The following is a 20,299-nucleotide window of genomic DNA, read 5'->3' as shown; positions in this document are numbered from 1 at the left end:
TTTGCTAATTAAAAACTACAGAGATGTTTATAATTGATACATTTTTCCGAATTCAGAATGCTTGCGCCAACAGAAAACACAAGAGAAAAATATTCTTCATTTTGACTCGGTGACTCCTGACTGGGCGCAGGCCCTGCGCCCCTACCTCCTAAATTCTTACATACATTTTAACGGTAGCACTCCCTATGAATAATGATAAAGCAGTGATGAATTGGCAAGAACTCACCGCATCTAATGTAGTGGTGAATACAAACTCCAATTTCTTGGCAGAAATTGTTCAAGAAACTTTTGCTTTAACCCGTCGTCTATTTATTCAACTCCAACGTCGTCCCTCTAGCCTGATAGCTGGGATTATTCAGCCTGTTATGTGGTTAGTTCTGTTTGGGGCTTTATTCCAAAATGCTCCCAAAGGTTTGTTTGGTAGTACGACAAATTACGGACAATTTTTAGCAGCAGGTGTAATAGTATTTACTGCTTTTGCTGGGGCGTTAAATGCCGGCTTACCTGTGATGTTTGATAGAGAATTTGGCTTTTTAAATCGCTTGCTGGTTGCACCTCTAGCTTCCCGCTTTTCAATTGTTTTTGCTTCTGCTATTTTTATTATTAGCCAAAGTTTACTCCAAGCAGCGGTAATTGTGGCAGCAGCGGCATTTTTAGGGGCTGGTTTACCTGATATTACAGGATTATGTGCGATCGCTCTCATTGTCTTTCTCCTAGCTTTAGGTGTCACCGCTATTTCTTTAGGTTTAGCCTTTGCATTACCCGGACACATTGAACTTATCGCCGTAATTTTTGTGACTAACCTTCCATTATTATTTGCCAGCACAGCCTTAGCACCTTTATCCTTTATGCCCGGTTGGTTGCAGGTTATCGCCACACTCAATCCTCTCAGCTATGCAATTGAACCCATTCGCTATTTGTATTTACACAGCAGTTGGGGATTAAATGATATCGTTATGCACGCCTTTTGGGGTGATGTTACCTTTGGGGTAGCGTTGTTAGTATTACTCGGTTTTGCAATAGTGGCTTTATTGAGTATTCAACCTCAACTACGTCGCAGTCTTGCTTAAAAATATATAAGGGGCAATTTCATGAAAAGTCCATTTTTACCAGTTCGCAAAATTATTGTTGCCACTATCGCCGGCATGAGTTTCGCTTCTCTATTAGGAGTATCACCCACTTTAGCTGATCCTAATCAACCTTTTGGGACTTTGGAAAGCGATCGCAATAGCAATACTTTATCTGGTAACGGCTCAGATTTCAACCCCCTCAGTCTCATGCACACATTGCAAATGAGCAATACCCAATGGAATGCGGAACAACAAAATCAACAGTTAGATCCAGCCATAGCCGCATTTAAGGCAGAACAACAGAAACTACTTCAACCTCAACTACAACAAAATCCAGGCACTTCTGCCATTATCCCTGGACAAAATCTCTTTCCTTTACAGATTTTACCATCATCAGGTAAATTACCCGTTAAATAGGAAATACTGGGCGCAGGGTCTGCGCCCCTACGGAGTTAATGATTAAAGTCCCAGTTTTGCTAAAACATCACTAGCTTGGGTAGTAGTGTTAACAGCAGTATCAACATCAATGATTTTGCCATCACCATCAATGATGTAGGTAACACGCTTGGCGTAACCACCACCATCAACATCATAAGCTGTAATGATGCTTTTGTTGGTATCAACTAATAAAGGGAAATTCAGATTATATTTGGAAGTAAATGCTTGGTGGGCTACTTCATCATCAGCACTCACACCTAAGACGACGATACCTTTACTTGTATAGTCTGACTGAGCATCGCGGAAACTGCAAGCTTGTTTTGTGCAACCTGGCGTGTCATCTTTGGGATAAAAGTAGAGAACCACTGTTTTACCAGCAAAATCAGACAATGAAACTGGATTGCCGTTAGTGTCTGTAGTGGTAAATGCAGGTGCGTCTGTACCAACTGCTAGAGGCATAATTCACCTTATCCTGTTTAAAAAATATTCATGCAATCAAGATTTTACATTGACACTCTCCGGTCTAAAGACGCGGAGATTCTATAGAGAGTTTCAGTCTATATCCCTCAGTTATCCCAGGTTCAGGCATTGCCTTAAATATTTGGGTTCTTGCCCTGATTTCGTTTGCCCTGGCGGGCGAAATCATATCTGACAAGCGTAACTTTCCGAGAGTCCCTCGGTAGCTTTTTATGTCTTTAGTGACAATATAGTTGTATCACGAATATGGATTAAAATCAATGCAGGATTTATCCTGTCTCTAGCCTTCATCCCTTGTCTAAAGCCCAAATGTGGCTTCCTGAGTCACCCACATTTTCAAGGGTTTTCGGCGTTCTTCCTTATAATTTACAATATTTAAATAACTTGCTTACCGAATATTCTGCCAAAGAGGTATTTATTTTCAAAGCATTGACAAAAAGCCCAACTTAGAGTAATAAAAATGCCTACTGTGGATTCCTCAAACCTTAAACCTTTAGTTTATACTAGCAAAGCCCTAGAAAGAGCCGAGCGATCGCTAATCTGTTCGCCCTTCAACCTCAATTTGTTTATAGCCATGACTAGCCAAAGTATCCAACTAGGTGCTATAGCAATGGAGAAAGGAACTCAGCAAAGTTACACCAAGCAACCCTTGTCAGAATTGACCTGTGAAAATGCTTTAGCCTGGTTAATTGATGTAGGAGTATTGCGGCGAGAAGTTGATGGACAGGGCATTACAGACAGTTTTCGCCTAACTCCCTTGGGTCATCAATTGATTGTCAAGTTAAAAGATCAGAAATTTCGTAATCCTTCCCTGAGCGATCGCTACAATGATTTTATGACTCGTTGGTTACGTTTACCCTTTTGAAATACACCTCGTTCCTAGTCTCCGGCTAGGAATGCCAATGTTGAGGCTCTGCCTCATGTGTCTCTCATGTTAATAGTCACAAAACCGCCCTGACCCTTCCTCCTCTAAGAAAGAAACATAGAAAAAAATAACAATTTATTTACAGATGCACTACTGAATCTCAACATACTAAAATATAGTTAAAAATGAAATCAATCATGGTAGTGGGAACAACATCCCACGCAGGGAAATCACTCATAACCACAGCTATTTGTCGGATTCTTTCCCGGCGCGGGTTGCGAGTATCTCCCTTTAAAGGTCAAAATATGGCTTTAAACGCCTATGTTACCGCCAGTGGCGGCGAAATAGGCTATGCTCAAGCAGTGCAAGCTTGGGCGGCGGGAATAGCCCCCCTGGTAGAAATGAACCCAATTTTACTGAAACCTCAAGGGGATATGACATCGCAAATTATCCTCAAAGGTAAAGCCATAGGTAAAGTCAGCGCCACAGATTATTACGAACAATATTTTGAGATTGGTTGGCAAACCATCAAAGAATGTCTACAATACCTATCTACAGAGTTTGATGCCCTCGTTTGTGAAGGTGCTGGTAGTCCCGCCGAAATTAATCTCAAACACAAAGACCTAACGAATATGCGGGTGGCAAAACACTTGAATGCACCCACACTTTTAGTAGTTGATATTGATAGAGGTGGAGCATTTGCTCATGTCATTGGCACATTAGAACTATTAGATCCAGACGAACGCGCCCTAATTAAAGGAGTCGTCATTAACAAATTTCGAGGACAGCGCTCAATTCTCGAACCCGGAATTAAATGGTTAGAAGAACGCACAGGTATTCCTGTTGTCGGCGTGATTCCCTATTTAGAACAAGTTTTCCCAGCGGAAGACTCCCTAGATTTACTAGAACGCAAACCCGCAAAAGCTAATTCTGAACTAAATATTGCGGTGATTCGTTTACCCAGAATTGCCAATTTCACAGATTTTGACCCCTTGGAATCAGAACCATCAGTCACAGTCAAATATTTACATCCTAAGCAAAGTTTAGGACATCCAGATGCAGTAATTATCCCAGGAACAAAAACCACCATTGCCGATTTAATTACCTTGCAAAAAAGCGGTATGGCGGAAGCAATTCAAAACTATGCAGCTTCTGGTGGCACGGTTTTAGGCATTTGTGGCGGGTTTCAAATGTTGGGACAATCTATAGCTGATCCAGAAGGCATGGAAGGGCAAGTTGGTAAATATCCAGGGTTAAGTTTATTACCCATGAAAACAGTAATTACTGGACAAAAAACTGCCCGTCAGCGTCAAGTTACCTCCAATTATCCCCAAGCGGGTTTACCTGTGACTGGGTTTGAAATTCACCAAGGGCGCTCGCGCATAGAAAACCCAGCAGATCAAAAATCCTGTCAGCCTCTATTTGATGATGCTAATTTAGGGTTAGTAGATAGTTGTCAATCAGTTTGGGGAACTTATCTACATGGAATTTTCGATAATGGTCCTTGGCGACGGGCTTGGGTAAATCGTCTCCGGCAACAACGGGGTTTGAAATCTTTACCCACAGGTGTAGCTAACTACAAAGAACAGCGGGAGCAAATGTTAGATTCTTTAGCTACTCAAATTGAAGAGCATTTAGACTTAACACCGTTTATATAGATTAAGATGTTTTTCATTTCATCGAATTTGAGTTAAATCAATAAAAAGTTAAATTACCCCCCTTCTATTTTTATAAATGGGGGGTAATTTTTGATTCGTACTTAATTAAGTTTGGCAACGGGGGATTTAAAACCCTAAACTTTGTTAAAGTCTCAGTTACATATATGTCACATACGTGACTCTAAGGATGTGTCATAAAAAGATTATTTATAACTGAAAGATCACGGTTGTGTTTATAAATAACACATCCTAGCATTATATACATATTTAACCTGTTTGGATAAGAATTTGTAAAGGTTTAGCATTGCTCAACAGTGTCAAATACCTTCAAGCCAGGGAATTAATTCCCTGTCTAATAGCTCAAGTCGGTTGAAACCGACTATTTTGGCAGTATTTATTCTATAAATAGGATAATTTTTGATTTTGATTTAATCACAGTGCGTTTCAACGCACTTTAGCTATTAGACCGGAACTTCAGTTCCGGGCGGGTGTGAAAGCTAACTAGACTTCAGCCAGGGAATAAATTCCCTGTTTAAAAGCTAAACTCGGTTAAAACCGACTACTTTGGCATAAATAGGATAATTTTTGATTTTGAGTTAACTAGAGTGCGTTTTAACGCACTTTAGCTTTGAGACCGGAACTTCAGTTCCGGGCGGGAATGTTGCAGCCAAACAAATAAGCTATCCCTAAGTTGACACGAAAAAAAGAGATTTATGGTATTGACAAACAATTTTAGAAATGTTATCATGCAGTAGACGAGGAAGAACTATCTTGCAATTATCCAATTATAAAACTACAAGATCCCCGACTTCTTCAAGAAGTCGGGGATTTGATTCCAAATTAAACCTTACAGCATGGGAACAAACTGAGACTTATCAGGGACTTCCGCGTACTCAGCCACAATTTGCCGAAGTTCGTCACCATTAATGGTTTCTTTCTCAATCAACAAATCAACCAAACGGTCGGCGAGACTACGATGATCACGCATGATCTTCTTAGCGTTGGTATAGCATTCTTCCACAATCATTCTGACTTGACCATCAATGCGACAAGCGATCGCTTCAGAATACTCAGAACGGGTTGTCCAGTCACGACCGAGGAACACTTCACCCTGTTGGCTTTCCAAAGATAAAGGACCTAAATCAGACATCCCAAATCGAGTTACCATTTGTCGTGCCATTCCTGACAACTGCTGTAGATCTCCACCCGCACCGGTGGTGACTTCCGCTGATCCAAAAACTACCTCTTCAGCAGCCCGACCACCCAAAGCCCCGGTAATTCTGGCTTTTAGCTGAGAACGGCTAATTAGACCTTGTTCCTCATTAGGTGTAAACCAAGTTAAACCCTGAGCTTGTCCTCTGGGAATCAGAGTCACTTTTTGCACGGGGTCATGGTCTTTGAGTAAAGTTCCGACCAAAGCATGGCCGATTTCATGGTAAGCAATCAGACGCTTACTCTTGCTGTCTATCAAGGGAGTACCTTCCATACCAGCAACTACCCGATCAACAGCATCATCAATTTCTAGTAAAGTGATGCCTTCTTTGCGTCTTCTCGCTGTGAGAATCGCCGCTTCGTTGAGGAGGTTAGCTAAATCTGCACCGGTAAATCCAGGAGTCCGCCGAGCGATCGCTTCTAAAGATACGCTAGAGTCTAACTTCTTATTTCTAGCATGAACTTGTAATACTTCCAAACGACCTTTAATGTCTGGTGCATCTACAGTTACTTGTCTATCAAAACGACCAGGACGCAACAAAGCAGCATCTAGGACATCAGGACGGTTAGTAGCAGCAATAATAATAATGCCAGTATTGCCTTCAAACCCATCCATTTCTGTTAATAATTGGTTGAGGGTTTGTTCCCGTTCATCATTCCCACCACCAATACCTGCACCCCGTTGACGACCCACAGCGTCAATTTCATCAATAAAGATGATACAGGGAGCATTATCTTTGGCTTTTTTAAACAAGTCACGGACACGGGAAGCACCCACACCCACAAACATTTCCACAAATTCCGAACCGGAGATAGAGAAGAAAGGTACACCAGCTTCACCAGCGATCGCTTTTGCCAGTAAAGTTTTACCAGTTCCTGGAGGTCCAACCAATAGTACACCCTTGGGAATGCGAGCGCCCACAGCAGTAAATTTCTCAGGTTGTTTGAGGAAAGTAACAACTTCTTGTAATTCTTCCTTCGCTTCTTCAATTCCCGCTACATCGTCAAACTTCACCCCTGTTTTCGCTTCCATTTGGAAACGAGCGCGGGATTTACCGAAATTCATCGCTTGTCCAGGACCACCGGGAAGATTATTAGAGCGCCGGAACAAAAAGAACAAGCCAGTAATCAATAAAACTGGGAAAACTAAATTACCCAAAAGTCCCCAGATTGCCCCATCATTTCGCATCGGATGAGCATCAAAACTAACTTGCTTCTCCCGCAGCTTTTGGATTAATTCCGGGGCATTCACTGGCAAATCTACCCGCCAGCGTTGGGTGCGGTTTTCGATGTCTTGGTCATTAGCTTCAATAATTGCTGTTCTACCACCATCGTATAGGTCTACATTGGTGACACGATCTGCATCCAAATATTCCAAAAAGCGCCCATAGGTCATGCGGGTACTGGCAGCGTTTTTACCTGTCTCCGCAGGAGCGCCTGCAAAAGCACCTTGCCAGAAGAAAAAGCCGATTACCAAAGCCAACACTGACCAAAGTGCTACGACTCTCCAAGAGAATTTCATCTTTAATTTGCCTCTAGATACTAATATGACTGCTTTTGTAACGGATGTTTATAAATCCATTTTGTAATTTGAGCCATAAAACCTCGGTTTGCTTATGGCAGATTCATGAAGTTTGTCTAGAATCTTAATTAAATTTAACCTAATTCTCATAGTAATACCAATTAAAAATTAAACATTAAAAGTTAAATGTTCCCAAAATCAGACACAGTAAGGATTTGGGGCTAATTTATATTTTGCTATCCCTAATACTAATTTTATGCTGGACTGCACAGGACTACCAAATTCATTTATATTATTCATGCTTTAAAGCTCAATACAATGCAAAGGTTACGGAGAATGAACCACGAAGAAACGAAGAAGCGAAGGTAAGAGTTTTAGAGAGATTTTTCCTGATGGGCGATAGTGTAGCATATTAATTCTGTGTATTTTTGGAGGGATTGTCCGAAAAATTATTGGTGTTACCGTAGTTTACACAGAAAACATCTGTTCCAGGCACTTTCTTATAAAAATATGGCGATACATTTTGTGCATGAAGTTTTATGGGATAAGGGATTCAGAATTAACACCCTAGTGATAGTGTCATCGCTGATCTTGTAACTAAGTAGGTTGGCGTTAAAAATTCTCGTTATGACAAGGGAACAGGGAAGAGGTTTTGGGCAACTTTACTTTTCGTTACATATTTCGGTTTTTTTCCATTCACCTACTTAATCATCGTTTAAAATACAGTAGACTTCTTGTGGAAATTGCTATGAAAGCAGAGTTAACAGCCATCATTGAGAGAGCAACGGAAGGAGGATACTGGGCAATTTGTCCAGAAATTTCTGGTGCTAATGGTCAAGGTGAAACCATTGAGGAAGCGAAAGAAAACTTGAAACTTGCTATTCAATTGATTATTGAAGATCGTATGGCAGATATCCGCAGGGGAATCACAGAAGATGCGATAGAAGAGACTATATTTAATTCCATGAAACGTAAAGAATTAGAAAAAAAGTTAAGATAAGCAGGTTGTTACCTAAAACGAGAAGGTGGTTCTCATTCTTTATGGATTAATCCTCAAACAGGTGTCATTGAGGCTTTACCAAGACATATAGAAATTAAGGAATTTTTAGCCCAGAAAATTCTTAAAAACTTAAATGCCGAATAAGTAGGTGAACACAATAAAACCAATCTGTGTGAAGAAAAGTAAAATCGCCCAAAACCTCTTCACTCTGTTCAACCTTCTTCCATGATTGGATTAGGTTGGTTAGCTTATGTACGGATTGATTACACCTTGATTTTTTGGATCAACAACAATTTTTACCAAATGCCATCAGAAAGTTTAAGGGGAAGAATTTCGGTTCTATCTGCCATAATTAATTTTTCCGGTTAATTTTTGTGTAACGGGTTTTCTTGTCACAAGGTGGACTGAGCATAACACGCAAGACATAAACGCATGATATCATGGCTGTGCGCCCCCTCAAATCCCATAGGCGATCGCCCTCATGATTAGTATAATCCCCCACTCACAACAAACTCAACTGCTTTCCCACATTACCTTGAGGTTCAATAACCGAAAGTAACTCATTTCGTTTTTTAGCGATTAACTCCAAATAATACTGAACCCCACTCGTTACGTATCCTTGCGGAAGCGAACCCCATATTTAAGCATAATGCTGGGATACAGACTGGAAACATCAATTTTGGCAATGTGTTTGTGAAAACCTGATACTGAAATTACCAATTTTTAACGCCAACCTACTTAGACATCTCCGAAAAATATTGTAGAGCCGAGAATCCCTACCCAAGTCACGTCTCTACAAGGGTTTCAAGTCACACACATTTAATTCTCACAAGATGTCTAATGATTTACTTGCCTTCCGTAATTTTCAATGTATAAGGTAGGGATTCATCTTCCTTGTAAGAACCAATCCAAATTTGATAAGTACCCGGTAGCCATTCCCCAACAATACCGGGGTTTTTACCGTTAAAGTCATCATTGCACCAAGTTCCACCAGGTCCTTTAATAATCATGGTGGTGTCCGCCGGACTTTCGACTACTAATTTCAGATAGTCAAATTTACTGGTAAGTTTCAAGGTATGGTCTGGTACTTCATCCATAAATCCTTGACAAGGGCTAGTTGGTGGTGTTTCTGCTTTTCCTGCTATTTTGCTTCCTTGTACTGAACCACCACTCATTCCCCTTACTGTCAAGGGGTCTGGAGAAAATGGATGTTGAATAGTCACATCTCCAAAAATCGGCGCGGCTGTTTGAGCATGAGCCACTGGAATAAATCCGGCTGTAACCCAGAGTACAACTATGATTCCTGTAGGAAAAGCTGTTTTTGACATTGCAATTATAGAAGAGTGCTAAATACCTTTGAAGACATGAATTTACGGTCTCAAGTTCCTTTAGATAAAAGACTTGAGTACCGCCGGGAGAATTTAAAATTCCAGAAAATTCTGACCCAATACCCGGAAATTAATTATTGCTAATTGCTTGATTTAAGCGGGATTTATCTAAACCAATCTGATTAAGTAGTAACCAAGACTGAATTAAATCTGGTCCATGTACATCCCCAGTTAATGCGGCTCTGAGCGATCGCATCACTAAGCCTTTTTTCACCTTTTCTGATTTCACAACCTGCTTAATAATATCCTGGGCGACATCAGCAGTTAACTCTGGTTGACTTTCTAAAGCTGCAATAATTACTTGTAGCACAGTCTTCACCCCTGCTTGCTGTAATTGTTGACTGCCTTCCTCAGTCAATTCTACCCCCTCAGTAAAAAATACCTTGGTCATGTCCACAGCATCCACCAACCGAGTCAAACTAGCAGCAATTAACCCCACTAGCTGCTCTAACCAAGTCCGTTCTCTCCCACCATTAAATTGAAACCCAGCTTTTGACCAGAAGGGAATAACTAAATCTGTCAGCTTATCAACTGGCATATTATGGAGATATTGGCTATTTAACCAATCCAACTTATCCCAGTCAAATTTAGCACCAGCTTTATTTACCCGCTCAAAGCCAAAATCCTTAGCTGCTGATTCTAAATCGAATATTTCTTGAGTAGAATCCGCTGGCGACCAGCCCAGCAAAGTCATATAATTAACTAAACCTTCCGCAGTAAAGCCCATTTCCTGAAAGTCACAAATGGAAGTTACTCCATCCCGCTTCGATAATTTGCGCCCTTCTTGATTCAAAATCAAAGGTGTATGAGCAAATTCGGGAATCTTCGCCCCCAAAGCTTCATACAACAAAATCTGTTTAGCAGTATTGGCGATATGGTCTTCACCACGAATGACATGAGTAATCTGCATATCAATGTCATCCACAACCACCACAAAATTATATAGTGGTTGACCAGTACCATCACTAGCAGCGCGAGCAATCACCATATCACCACCCAAATCGCTACCCCGCCAACTCATTTTCCCCCGGACTAAATCATTCCAGACAATTTCTCGGCTATCATCTATTTGGAAACGAATCACGGAAGAACGCCCTTGAGCTTCAAACTCAGCCCGTTGTTCTGGGGTGAGGTGACGGTGACGGTTATCATAGCGGGGTGCTTCCCCTCTGGCTTTTTGCCCTTCTCTCAAAGCATCTAATTCCTCAGATGTGGTGTAGCAGCGGTAAGCTAATCCTTGGTCTAGTAATTTTTGCACCGCTTCCTTGTAAAGATGTAGGCGTTGAGATTGAAAAAATGGACCTTCATCCCAATTCAATCCTAGCCAGCGTAGTCCATCCAGAATATTATCTGTGTATTCTGGACGCGATCGCTCTAAATCAGTATCTTCGATTCTTAAAATAAACTTGCCATCATGGTGACGAGCAAACAAATAATTAAATACAGCCGTTCTCGCTGTACCAATATGTAGATTTCCGGTAGGACTCGGAGCTATGCGAACTCTGACAGTCACAGTTAATTCTCTCTTTTACAAATCATGATTACACATACTGAAATTAGAGCCTATGGGTTTCCCTTATCAACTCTTTATCTCATATTCAGTATTTTAGAGACTTCCAAGAAATAAATTATCCTAAGAAACGAACCACAGAGGCACAGAGTACACAGAGAGAGAATTTCTGCATCAGTTTTGGGACATTTTTTTATTTGGAAGTCTCTTAGAACGGGACTGACGGGGCTCGAACCCGCAACTTCCGCCGTGACAGGGCGGTGCTCTAACCAATTGAACTACAGTCCCTTGCGTTTTGCTTAACTTGCACTCTCACTATTATGCCCAGTCTTTTTATATTTGTCAAGTAGTTTGAGAAAAGATTTTTTTTAGAGGCAATTAGAGAATTCCACAAAAAGAAATGCCCAATGTCATTCTGTTCACGCAGCGTGTCAGAGGCATTACAAAACGAAGTGTAGTGAAGAATCTCTTGAGATGCTTCGTTTCCCTATGGCTAACGCCACGCTCCGCGAACGCTACACTCAGCATGGCAAAACAGGATCATTTATTTTGTGGCTTACTCTAAGGGACTTCCAATTAAAAAAATATCCAAAAATTTCTTGTGGTGCGGGCATCTTGCCCGCTAATCATCAAGGACGGGCAGGATGCCCATCCCACAAAATTGGGTAATTTATTTTTTGGTGTTCCCTAAGAGACTTCCCATTAAAAAAATATCCCAAAATTTCTTGTGGTGGGGGCTGAAAAGCCCGCTAATAATACAAAGTTCAAAGGCTCTCCCCGTTGCGGGGAGAGGTTTACCAGAGGGGTTTCATATTTGGTTAAACTATGAACCGTTTTCAGTATATTTATACGTAATGGGACAGAATTAATTACACAATTGATTTTTCTGTTCCCAGTTAAGAGTTAAGAGTTCCCTCTCTCAACGAGTGAATTTAATTTTGTCCGACTACTTACAGTGCCTAAATTCTACAAGTTCATGATTTTAACTGCTTTAGTATCTCTAATTTTATATATTCATATTGCTGCTTTAACAAGCTTTTGCTAGTTCCGAATTCCGTAGAAGCTTTCATGCTCTGACTTTGTTGCACCCAATTCTTCAGATTTTGTGTTTGTAAGGGAGAAATACTAATACTGAACATATTAGTACAGCAATGTGAAGGTTCTAAGGTAAAGAAAAGTAAGGAATAGGACTCATTTTCCGCCAATGACCACACCAATTTGAGATTTTGGGAATTTTGCATATCTAAGTAACATGGTAGCCACTTAGGGGTAAGGTCATGGTCGTAAAGTAGTGTTATCCATAACAACATCGGATGGGGATGTGTAATAAAAATAAATCGAGTGTAGCGTGTAGTATAGGCATAATTTTGAATTTCTAATTCTGGTAACATTATCCATAAAGAAGCTGTAGATACTTTTTTTTCACTAATGAGTTGAGGAAAAACAATTTTTTGAGTTGGCTTATTTTGAGGCCAAGTAAATTGTTGATCAAGTATGATTTTGGTTTGAGATAATTCAGAATTTCCCAAACCTGAATTTAAAGATGCTTGCTCCAAGGATTGTTCTATTTTATCCAGACCCTGGAGAATTTCCGTCATATTTTGGGGACGTTGACCTGGCTTTTTAGCTAAACAACTAATAATTAAATCATCGAGTTGCTGTGGAACTTGGAGACTGGGTTTTATATCTGATATATGTTTTGGTGATTCAAATAAATGTACTTGATACCAAGCCCCAAATCCTTCCGCTGCTGGTTGCCAAGGTTTTTGCCCTGTCAACATTTCAAACATGACTACACCTAAACTATAAATATCAGAACGACTATCTATATCTCCACCGTCTAATTGTTCAGGAGAACAGTATGCTAAAGTTCCATAACATTTTTCATTGGTGATCATTGATTCTGTACTATTAAGAAATTTGGCGATGCCAAAATCCAATATTTTAACTAATTTACCTAAGATGGGATCTGGAGTAACAATAATATTAGCTGGTTTAATATCTCTATGAACTAATGGCTGAATTTTTCCATCAATATTGACACCTTGATGAGCGCACTTTAAGCCTAAACAAATTTGCCGAGTTAGATTGAGAAACATGGGGATAGACAGAGGAATTAATTCCTTCAAACTTTGTCCAGATAAATATTCCATGACATAATATGGGTTGCCATTAGTAGTTACACCATAATCATAAGCATGAACAATATGAACACTTTTTTGGCTTAAAGCCGCACTGAGAAGAGCTTCACGGTTAAAGCTTTCCTGTCTTTGAGTATCAATAACAGTTTGAGATAAAAACTTAATGGCTACTGGTGTTCCTCCCAGCAGCATATCTTCTGCTAGAAATACCTCACCCATGCCACCTCTTTCAATTAATGTTTTAATTTGATAACGGTTGGCTACCAACTCCTGATTTTGTGGAGGCAGGTATGGACTATTATTCACGTTAATAACCTCTACAGTCACTGAGAAGCCCACACTCACCCGTTCGCGCAAGCGTGCCGCAAGGCATAGGGGAGTGTGTGGAGTATGTCACAAGTTAGGTATTCTAAAGCGGCGTAATAATTTGGTTAGTGGAGACTCAATTTTCAGCTTAAAGGCTAAAATTTGGGTTTGTTGTAGTCCATTAAAATTATTATCGCTGATTAAAATTAGTGATGGTTGCCCGTCGGGGAGTTTTGCACCTAAGGTTAATCCCTCAATATTATCTAATGATACATCTAAAGTTCGTAAATCTAAGAGGAGTTTTTTTGCTGCTGGCTGGATTTTATCAGGGTCAATTTCGGTAATGTTGTCTAAGCTATGGATGTCTGTGGCCTTATTTAGGGAAACCTGAAACAGAGAAACTGTAAATCCCAAACCTGTGAAACTTCTTTCTATACTGAGAAAGTTTCCTGCATTATCGATCGCTACTAAATCAGGTAAGCCACTGGCAAATTTACCTGTAGGATTAAACAAGGGTGTCACTGGTTGTGTTTGGTAGAGAAATTCCTGTTCTGGCTGTTTGGTTAAGAGGTTATATTGCAAAATGCGGCAAGATGTACCAACACCTGATTGGGCTGCTGTACCATCTTGAATTAAGGCGTTTTCAGTGGCTGTAAATAGAAGTTTTTGATTCGGTGTAATGGTGAGACTTTCAAAGGCTAAGTTGTTGCGAATGCCTTTTTGCTTTTGAGAATCTGGCAAAAATTTATCCAGTATGGGTAAGGTATTAATTATTTTTCCAGAAGCTAGTGCAAACTCTTTAATAAAGGGATTGATGAGTCTGTCTACATCACCTTCTGAGGAAACAAATATGGTATCTTTATTAGTGAGGGCAACTCCTTCTGTATCAGTAGTATTGAGGAGGAATGGTTGATTATTATTATCTAATAAGTTCGTTACACCTACGGGAACAACTCCATTATTATTTAGTTTACCTTTACTCAGATCAATTGTTAAAGTATAAAAACGAGGTGGTGCTTCTTGCCCTCTGTCATCAGATATTGCGTAGTACAAGTTATTTTTGGCATCATAAGTAATTCCCGATAAACCGCCAACTTCGGTTTTTTGGAAAGTTAAACCTGTGGGTAAGGTAGCTTGACCAATAAATTCTATGCTGTTGATGATGAAAGAAGCGGAAGCGAAATTATTAACCAGAAAACTAATCAGAATTAGTGAAGTTGCCAAGATAAGAATCAGGAATGGTTTCCGAAATTTTGGAAGATGCAACATAGAATAATAGTAGGGGCGCAGGGCCTGCGCCCAGTTAGAAATTAGGAAGAAGAAAGAAGTTTTATGTACTTGTGAAAAAACTGACTAGCCAATCTTTGACAGTACGGGTGGCGCGACAGTCATCTTCGTTGTAGTCTTGGATGATTGTTAATAAAGTGCGATCGCCTGTTTCTAACCACTTATCATACCAGTAAATACATTTAGCACCATTGGCTTCTTGTTCACGCCATTCAAACCCCAGCCAACGGGCAATAGTTTTTAACGCATAACTATCTATTGGTAAAGCCACACTTTGAATTAATTGTTCATAAATATCAACAAACCGATTCAGGAGAGGATGAATTTGAGCATGAGGTGTGCGGTACAGTTTTCCCAGGCGTTTGACTGTATCCACTTCATAAGCACAAAAATGATAAATTGGTGCTTGGGGATATTGATTCACTAAATTTAAAAATTGTTGCCAAATTAGAGGTTCTTGTTCTGGTTGTTCCGCCAAAAAAGCATAAAACTGTTCAGTATTAGCAACTCTATCCACAACTAAAACACCTAAAAGATAATTTAAATTTAAATCTGGCTGGGCTTCAATATCAAAATAAAGTTCAATCGGGGCTGTAAAAGTCAGATATTCTAAAGAAAAGGAATCAGCCAGAATCAAGGGTTGTTTGGTGAATACAGATTGGGCTTGGACAACTAATTTAGCTGCCACATTACCATCAAATCCTGTTAAGTTTTCTAAGGTGCTAGGATGGGTCTGTGCCAGTGCTTCTAAAGTAGTGATGTCCAAATTTTGCAGTTGAGTGTAGCGAATCGGTGTTACACCTGGCAACAGAGACAGATGTTCTTGAGATCTCGCTTTCGCATAACAATAATTATACCAGGGACAAAGATTACATTTCTGCCGAGAAATAAAAATTTCCGGTGCTTCCACCGACTCAATAACTTGAATATATTCCTCTAAAATATCCAGCATTTGTGGTGTCCATTTGTCCAAATCCACCACATAAGTTTTATCTTTATCTCGCAATATCAGCCCAGCCTGACTCAGAATCACATCCTGAACCATAGCTAAAACTTGGGCGTGAAAAGCAATAACTACCTGATATTCTTGCTTAGGACGCTTACCCAATTCAATATTAACCGGGACATAGTTCCAATTTCCAAAACGGGATTTCCCCGGCTGTTTCACAAGCAAATCTGGGCGACTCAGCAAAGTATATTTTTCATAATAGGTAGTTAATATTACACCACGACGAATATAACTCACTCCTTGCTGCATCAGTTCTAGAGTTGATGCTGCTCCTGCTTGCCAATCACTCGCAACATAATCCGGTTCGGAATAACTTAACTTTCTGACTATCCGCTGATGATGAAGGCTTTTGTCCTTCTGCACCTTCAGCATTAACTCATTGGGAATCTCTCGCTGAAGATAATCACCATGAACATCTAAAAAAGGTCGTCGCTGACAGCGTTGAAATTGTAGTAAAAGTTGAGCATTGATTAACATCCTTTTAAGCTAACAATAATTCAGAAATTACAGGACAGTTAAGAATTGCATTGTTCAGCCAAATAGTGTAAGTAGGTTGGCGTTGAAAATTGTCGTTATAGCAAGGCAATAGGCAATAGGCAAGAGTAAAGAAGTTTTCAGCGATTTTACGTTTCTTTACACAGTTTGGTTTTATTGCGTTCACCTACTTAGTTCTGGTTTTTCATGAGTGATTATCACCAACACATTATGTCCCACCGGAGTAACCAGCACAGAAGGTTCGACATTTTAGTATAAAACATCACTGTTGGCGATATTTTTCAACACCATATTACCAGCCCAATTAATAATGTCTTGTATTTTCCCAGCTTACATGATTTTCCTCGGTTTTGGCTAATTTAACCTTCCGCGCCTCAAAGGCGGCATTAAAACCATCATCCTTATTGCCATAGAAATAAAGTGTAAATCGTTTTTTGTGGATTTTTGCAACTCTTAATCATTTATCTGCTCATTTCTGGGCTAGATATTGCTACACTGAATTTCATACAAAATCATAATTGTTGTCCCTTGCACCTTGTGAGAGCATAAGGATCAGCTTTCTGGTGTCATCAAGAAAAGAAAGATAAAAGAGCAAATCAAAACATGGTAGACTCCCTCAAAAAACCAAGCTCTGACGAAATTCGTTCTGGAGTTAAGTCCCCGGCGAAAGAAACCCTTTTAACACCAAGGTTTTACACAACCGATTTCGATGAAATGGCGCAGATGGATCTTTCCGTCAATGAAGAGGAATTAGAAGCTATTATTGCAGAATTCCGCATTGACTACAACCGCCATCACTTTGTTCGGGATGCTCAGTTTGAAAAATCTTGGGACTCTATTGACGGAGAAACTCGCAAATTGTTCGTTGAATTTCTCGAACGTTCTTGCACAGCAGAATTTTCCGGCTTCTTGCTATACAAAGAACTCGGCCGTCGCCTAAAGGATAAAAGCCCCCTTTTAGCTGAAGGCTTTAACCTGATGTCACGGGATGAAGCCCGTCATGCTGGGTTCTTGAACAAAGCTATGTCAGACTTTAATCTTTCTTTAGATTTAGGATTTTTGACTAAGAGCCGTAGTTATACGTTCTTTAAGCCCAAATTCATATTCTACGCGACCTATCTTTCTGAAAAGATTGGTTATTGGCGTTATATCACCATTTATCGTCATTTAGAAGCCCATCCTGAAGATCAAATTTATCCAATTTTCAACTTTTTTGAGAACTGGTGTCAGGATGAAAACCGTCACGGTGATTTCTTTGATGCGGTTATGAGAGCGCAGCCACAAATGTTGAATGACTGGAGAGCTAAACTATGGAGTCGCTTCTTCCTGTTGTCAGTGTTTGCAACTATGTATCTCAATGATATTCAACGCAAAGATTTCTATGCTTCCTTGGGCTTGGATGCGCGTGATTATGATATTCATGTAATCAAGAAGACTAATGAAACCGCTGGTAGAGTCTTCCCAGTTATTTTGGATGTTGAAAACCCAGCGTTTTATCAGCGTTTAGATGTTTGCGTCAAGAATAACGAAAAATTGGCAGCAATTTCTAGCTCTAATACTCCTAAATTCCTGCAATTCTTCCAAAAATTCCCAATCTATTTGTCTCATGGTTGGCAGTTATTACAATTATATCTGATGAAGCCTATTGATGCGGCTTCTGCTCACGGACAAGCTCGTTAATTTGAGTTTATTTTTTGAGGAGGTGGTTTTGTCTTGGACAAAACCACCTTTTTTTATCATTGATTTTTGAAAGTAGGGGCAAACCCCCCGTTGTTGCCCAAGAATCAGGGTAGGCACGGGGGCGCTACCCCTACATCAAATCCAAATCTTTTATATAATAAGTTTTACTTATCATGCACAAAAATTTTAGATATCAATTACCGTTTCTGCTGACATTTTGTTTATTTACTAATTTATTACCTGCGGTGGGTGCGGTTGTCTGTCCAACGGATGTTAAAGAATTAAAAGTAGCTGGGTATTATGATAGGGATGGTAGTAACGGACGTAGCGGTAGAGATGGACGCAGTGGGACAAGCCAGATAATAAACGCTGATGGTTCGGCGGTTAATCTTGACTTATCTGGGAAAGATGGTGAAGATGGCGAGGATGGTGAACCGGGTTTTCGTCCTAGTTGTCGGAATTATCAGGAAGAAGGACGAGATAATGTTAATGCCCCCAATGGTGGTGATGGTGGTAGCGGTGGTTCTGGTGGCAATGGTGGTCAGGGTGGCGATCTGACGGTCTATTATACGAATTTGGCAGATTTAAGGAAAATTGCCGTTCGGGCTGTTGGTGGCGAAGGTGGACGGGGTGGAAGAGGTGCTAGAGGTGCGGTGGGTTGTTCCTGTCGTCAACGACGTTGGGAGAGGGAAAGTTGTACAGGAAGATCTGGTACTCTCAATCGTCAATGTACTCAAAAGGTTTATCGGTGTTACGATGGACGCGATGGCAGTGATGGTAGAGATGGGCGTGATGGTAAACCGGGCAGGTTAGGAATTTTAAGTATAGTTAATGGCAAAGAAGTTTTAGCAGATGATAAACCAACTGCGGAAATTGCGGTTTCTCAATTGGCAAATCAACAATTTAATCTTTCTAAAAATAAGTGGCAAATTCGTCAAGGGGCAAAGTCTTTACTTGCCATTGGTTCTGTAATTGCTGATGAATATCGAGAGTTTGAACGGCGTTTGGACGGAAGTTTTAAATTAGTTTGGTCAGAAAAACAGGCTATTAATAATTTTGCTAATCAATCTGTAAAACTCTCTTTAAATGATAATCAAGAAATAGATATTGCTTTTCCTGAAAATCTCTGGGTTGATGGTACTGCTAAAACTACGGGAGGTTTGACGGAGTACACTGTAAATCATGCTATTTTTCAGGAAGATGTGATTAGGTTAGCTGTGGCTGAATTTGCTAATTCGGGACAAAATCTCAGTTTCAGAATAGTTGATTTAGCTGGTAAATCTGATGTGATTAATACTCGGTTTAAAGTGAAATATCGAGCGCGAGATAATTTTGATGATGCTTTTAATCCTCAAATTTTATATGAAGGGGAAGTTCCTGCGGAGTTAGTAAGTCGTAGTTATAATAATTTTACTCTGGCTTTAGGTAAGTTAAAAATTCCTAGTCAAGCTTTAAATCCAGGTGTAAAGGTTGATGTTGAAGTTGTGGCAATTCGTTCTTTAGGTGGACGTTCTATACAGCAAAAAATTAGTTGGCAAGGGGTAATTCGTAAGCGATGATAAGATTTAGATCCCCGACTTCTTAGAGAAGTCGGGGATCTTGTTATCCATAATTATTTTCCCATGTTGCGTTTGAGTTTTTCTAATTCATCTTGGGTTTCCCAACGGCGAAATGTATTTTCTAGGTCATCAAAATTACTATTATAATTAGTAGCTGTATTCCAGCCATGAGTTTCAGTTTCTAATCTTTGTTGGGTTTGTGCTTTGGTTCTTGCTGTTTGTAATTCGGCTGCTTTGATTTGTACTTCTTGACGACGTTGTTGAATTTTGCGAAGTAGTTCTTGGGATTGACTAATGCGTTCTTTTATACCTTGCATTTGTCCCCACATCTGATTTCCTTCTCGCAGTAGTGCTGCTTCTCGTTCTTGGGCTGGGGTGGCTAAGTCTTGTCTACCTGCGGCTTGGGCTTTTTCAATACGGATATGCCATTTTTGAATTTCTTGGGCTGTGGAGAGGATTTCATCTTGCGATCGCTTCTCTTGCAATTGTAACTCGGCAATTAATTTTAATGTATCTTCTTCTTGTTCCCGCAGTTGTTCTAATAGTGCTTCTAACTCTAAATGAGGGTTATTTCGCAAGAATTCTTCTAAACGACTTTCTAAAAACCGACTTAAATCATCAAATAAACTCACTGTTAATACTCCAAAGATTAGATATATGTTTATTTATAACAGGGAACGGG

Annotated in this window: 16 protein-coding genes and 1 tRNA gene; 8 read left to right on the top strand and 9 right to left on the bottom strand. The window is 40.0% G+C overall.

The features are described from left to right. Positions 1-185: 185 nt before the first annotated feature. Both AN486_RS15295 and AN486_RS15290 read left to right on the top strand, forming a co-directional pair. Entirely contained in the window at positions 186-1,070 is an 885-nt protein-coding gene (locus tag AN486_RS15295; protein ID WP_053538299.1) for an ABC transporter permease, read from the top strand. 21 nt (positions 1,071-1,091) lie between these two features. Continuing rightward, complete coding sequence (locus AN486_RS15290) at positions 1,092-1,487, top strand: hypothetical protein (RefSeq protein WP_053538298.1); 396 nt, start codon at positions 1,092-1,094, stop codon at positions 1,485-1,487. Between the two features lie 42 nt (positions 1,488-1,529). Here the strand turns inward: AN486_RS15290 and AN486_RS15285 are convergent, their stop codons facing one another. Continuing rightward, positions 1,530-1,967: a peroxiredoxin gene (locus AN486_RS15285; RefSeq protein ID WP_027401901.1), complete on the bottom strand. Its 438-nt coding sequence runs from the start codon at positions 1,965-1,967 to the stop codon at positions 1,530-1,532. Positions 1,968-2,445: 478 nt separating this feature from the next. Between AN486_RS15285 and AN486_RS15280 the strand changes: the two genes are divergently transcribed. Both AN486_RS15280 and cobQ read left to right on the top strand, forming a co-directional pair. Continuing rightward, the gene (locus tag AN486_RS15280; RefSeq protein ID WP_053538297.1) at positions 2,446-2,850 is read left to right on the top strand and encodes an Npun_F0494 family protein; all 405 of its coding nucleotides are present in this window, start codon (positions 2,446-2,448) and stop codon (positions 2,848-2,850) included. Positions 2,851-3,035: 185 nt separating this feature from the next. Further along, the gene (gene cobQ, locus AN486_RS15275; RefSeq protein ID WP_053538296.1) at positions 3,036-4,508 is read left to right on the top strand and encodes a cobyric acid synthase CobQ; all 1,473 of its coding nucleotides are present in this window, start codon (positions 3,036-3,038) and stop codon (positions 4,506-4,508) included. 847 nt (positions 4,509-5,355) lie between these two features. Here the strand turns inward: cobQ and ftsH2 are convergent. Further along, positions 5,356-7,242 (bottom strand): ATP-dependent zinc metalloprotease FtsH2, encoded by a 1,887-nt coding sequence (ftsH2, locus tag AN486_RS15270; protein ID WP_053538295.1) that lies wholly within the window; start codon positions 7,240-7,242, stop codon positions 5,356-5,358. Between the two features lie 748 nt (positions 7,243-7,990). On the opposite strand from ftsH2, the gene AN486_RS15265 reads away from it, so the two are divergent. Beyond that, a complete protein-coding gene (locus tag AN486_RS15265) occupies positions 7,991-8,242 on the top strand; it encodes a type II toxin-antitoxin system HicB family antitoxin (protein ID WP_290601387.1) in 252 nt (83 codons plus the stop codon). Positions 8,243-8,287: 45 nt separating this feature from the next. Further along, a complete protein-coding gene (locus AN486_RS26690) occupies positions 8,288-8,386 on the top strand; it encodes a hypothetical protein (RefSeq protein ID WP_335337447.1) in 99 nt (32 codons plus the stop codon). 701 nt (positions 8,387-9,087) lie between these two features. Here the strand turns inward: AN486_RS26690 and AN486_RS15260 are convergent. The 6 genes from AN486_RS15260 to AN486_RS15235 form a co-directional block, all read right to left on the bottom strand. Beyond that, a complete protein-coding gene (locus tag AN486_RS15260; protein ID WP_290601385.1) occupies positions 9,088-9,570 on the bottom strand; it encodes a hypothetical protein in 483 nt (160 codons plus the stop codon). A gap of 130 nt (positions 9,571-9,700) precedes the next feature. Further along, the gene (gene gltX / locus AN486_RS15255) at positions 9,701-11,143 is read right to left on the bottom strand and encodes a glutamate--tRNA ligase (protein ID WP_053538294.1); all 1,443 of its coding nucleotides are present in this window, start codon (positions 11,141-11,143) and stop codon (positions 9,701-9,703) included. A gap of 211 nt (positions 11,144-11,354) precedes the next feature. Further along, positions 11,355-11,428, bottom strand: a tRNA-Asp gene (locus AN486_RS15250). 686 nt (positions 11,429-12,114) lie between these two features. Further along, positions 12,115-13,587: a serine/threonine-protein kinase gene (locus tag AN486_RS15245; protein ID WP_053538292.1), complete on the bottom strand. Its 1,473-nt coding sequence runs from the start codon at positions 13,585-13,587 to the stop codon at positions 12,115-12,117. An 87-nt stretch (positions 13,588-13,674) separates the two neighbouring features. After that, positions 13,675-14,856, bottom strand: a complete 1,182-nt coding sequence (locus AN486_RS15240; protein ID WP_053538291.1) for an esterase-like activity of phytase family protein — start codon at positions 14,854-14,856, stop codon at positions 13,675-13,677. Between the two features lie 61 nt (positions 14,857-14,917). Then, on the bottom strand, positions 14,918-16,360 hold the full coding sequence (locus tag AN486_RS15235) for a TM0106 family RecB-like putative nuclease (protein WP_168637199.1): 1,443 nt from the start codon (positions 16,358-16,360) through the stop codon (positions 14,918-14,920). A gap of 621 nt (positions 16,361-16,981) precedes the next feature. Here AN486_RS15235 and acsF point away from each other — a divergent pair. Both acsF and AN486_RS15225 read left to right on the top strand, forming a co-directional pair. Next, positions 16,982-18,058 carry a magnesium-protoporphyrin IX monomethyl ester (oxidative) cyclase gene (acsF, locus tag AN486_RS15230; RefSeq protein ID WP_053538289.1) on the top strand — a complete coding sequence of 359 codons (1,077 nt, stop codon included), beginning with the start codon at positions 16,982-16,984 and terminating at the stop codon, positions 18,056-18,058. Positions 18,059-18,231: 173 nt separating this feature from the next. Then, positions 18,232-19,617: a collagen-like protein gene (locus AN486_RS15225; protein ID WP_168637200.1), complete on the top strand. Its 1,386-nt coding sequence runs from the start codon at positions 18,232-18,234 to the stop codon at positions 19,615-19,617. Between the two features lie 53 nt (positions 19,618-19,670). Here AN486_RS15225 and AN486_RS15220 read toward each other — a convergent pair whose 3' ends face one another. After that, the gene (locus AN486_RS15220) at positions 19,671-20,249 is read right to left on the bottom strand and encodes a TIGR04376 family protein (RefSeq protein ID WP_053538287.1); all 579 of its coding nucleotides are present in this window, start codon (positions 20,247-20,249) and stop codon (positions 19,671-19,673) included. Positions 20,250-20,299: the final 50 nt, after the last annotated feature.

The sequence above is a fragment of the Anabaena sp. AL93 genome (assembly GCF_001672085.1).
In the GTDB taxonomy this organism is placed as follows: Bacteria; Cyanobacteriota; Cyanobacteriia; order Cyanobacteriales; family Nostocaceae; genus Dolichospermum; species Dolichospermum heterosporum.
The sequence above is the reverse complement of the archived record's forward strand: the minus strand, read 5'-3'. Positions and strand labels throughout refer to the sequence as shown.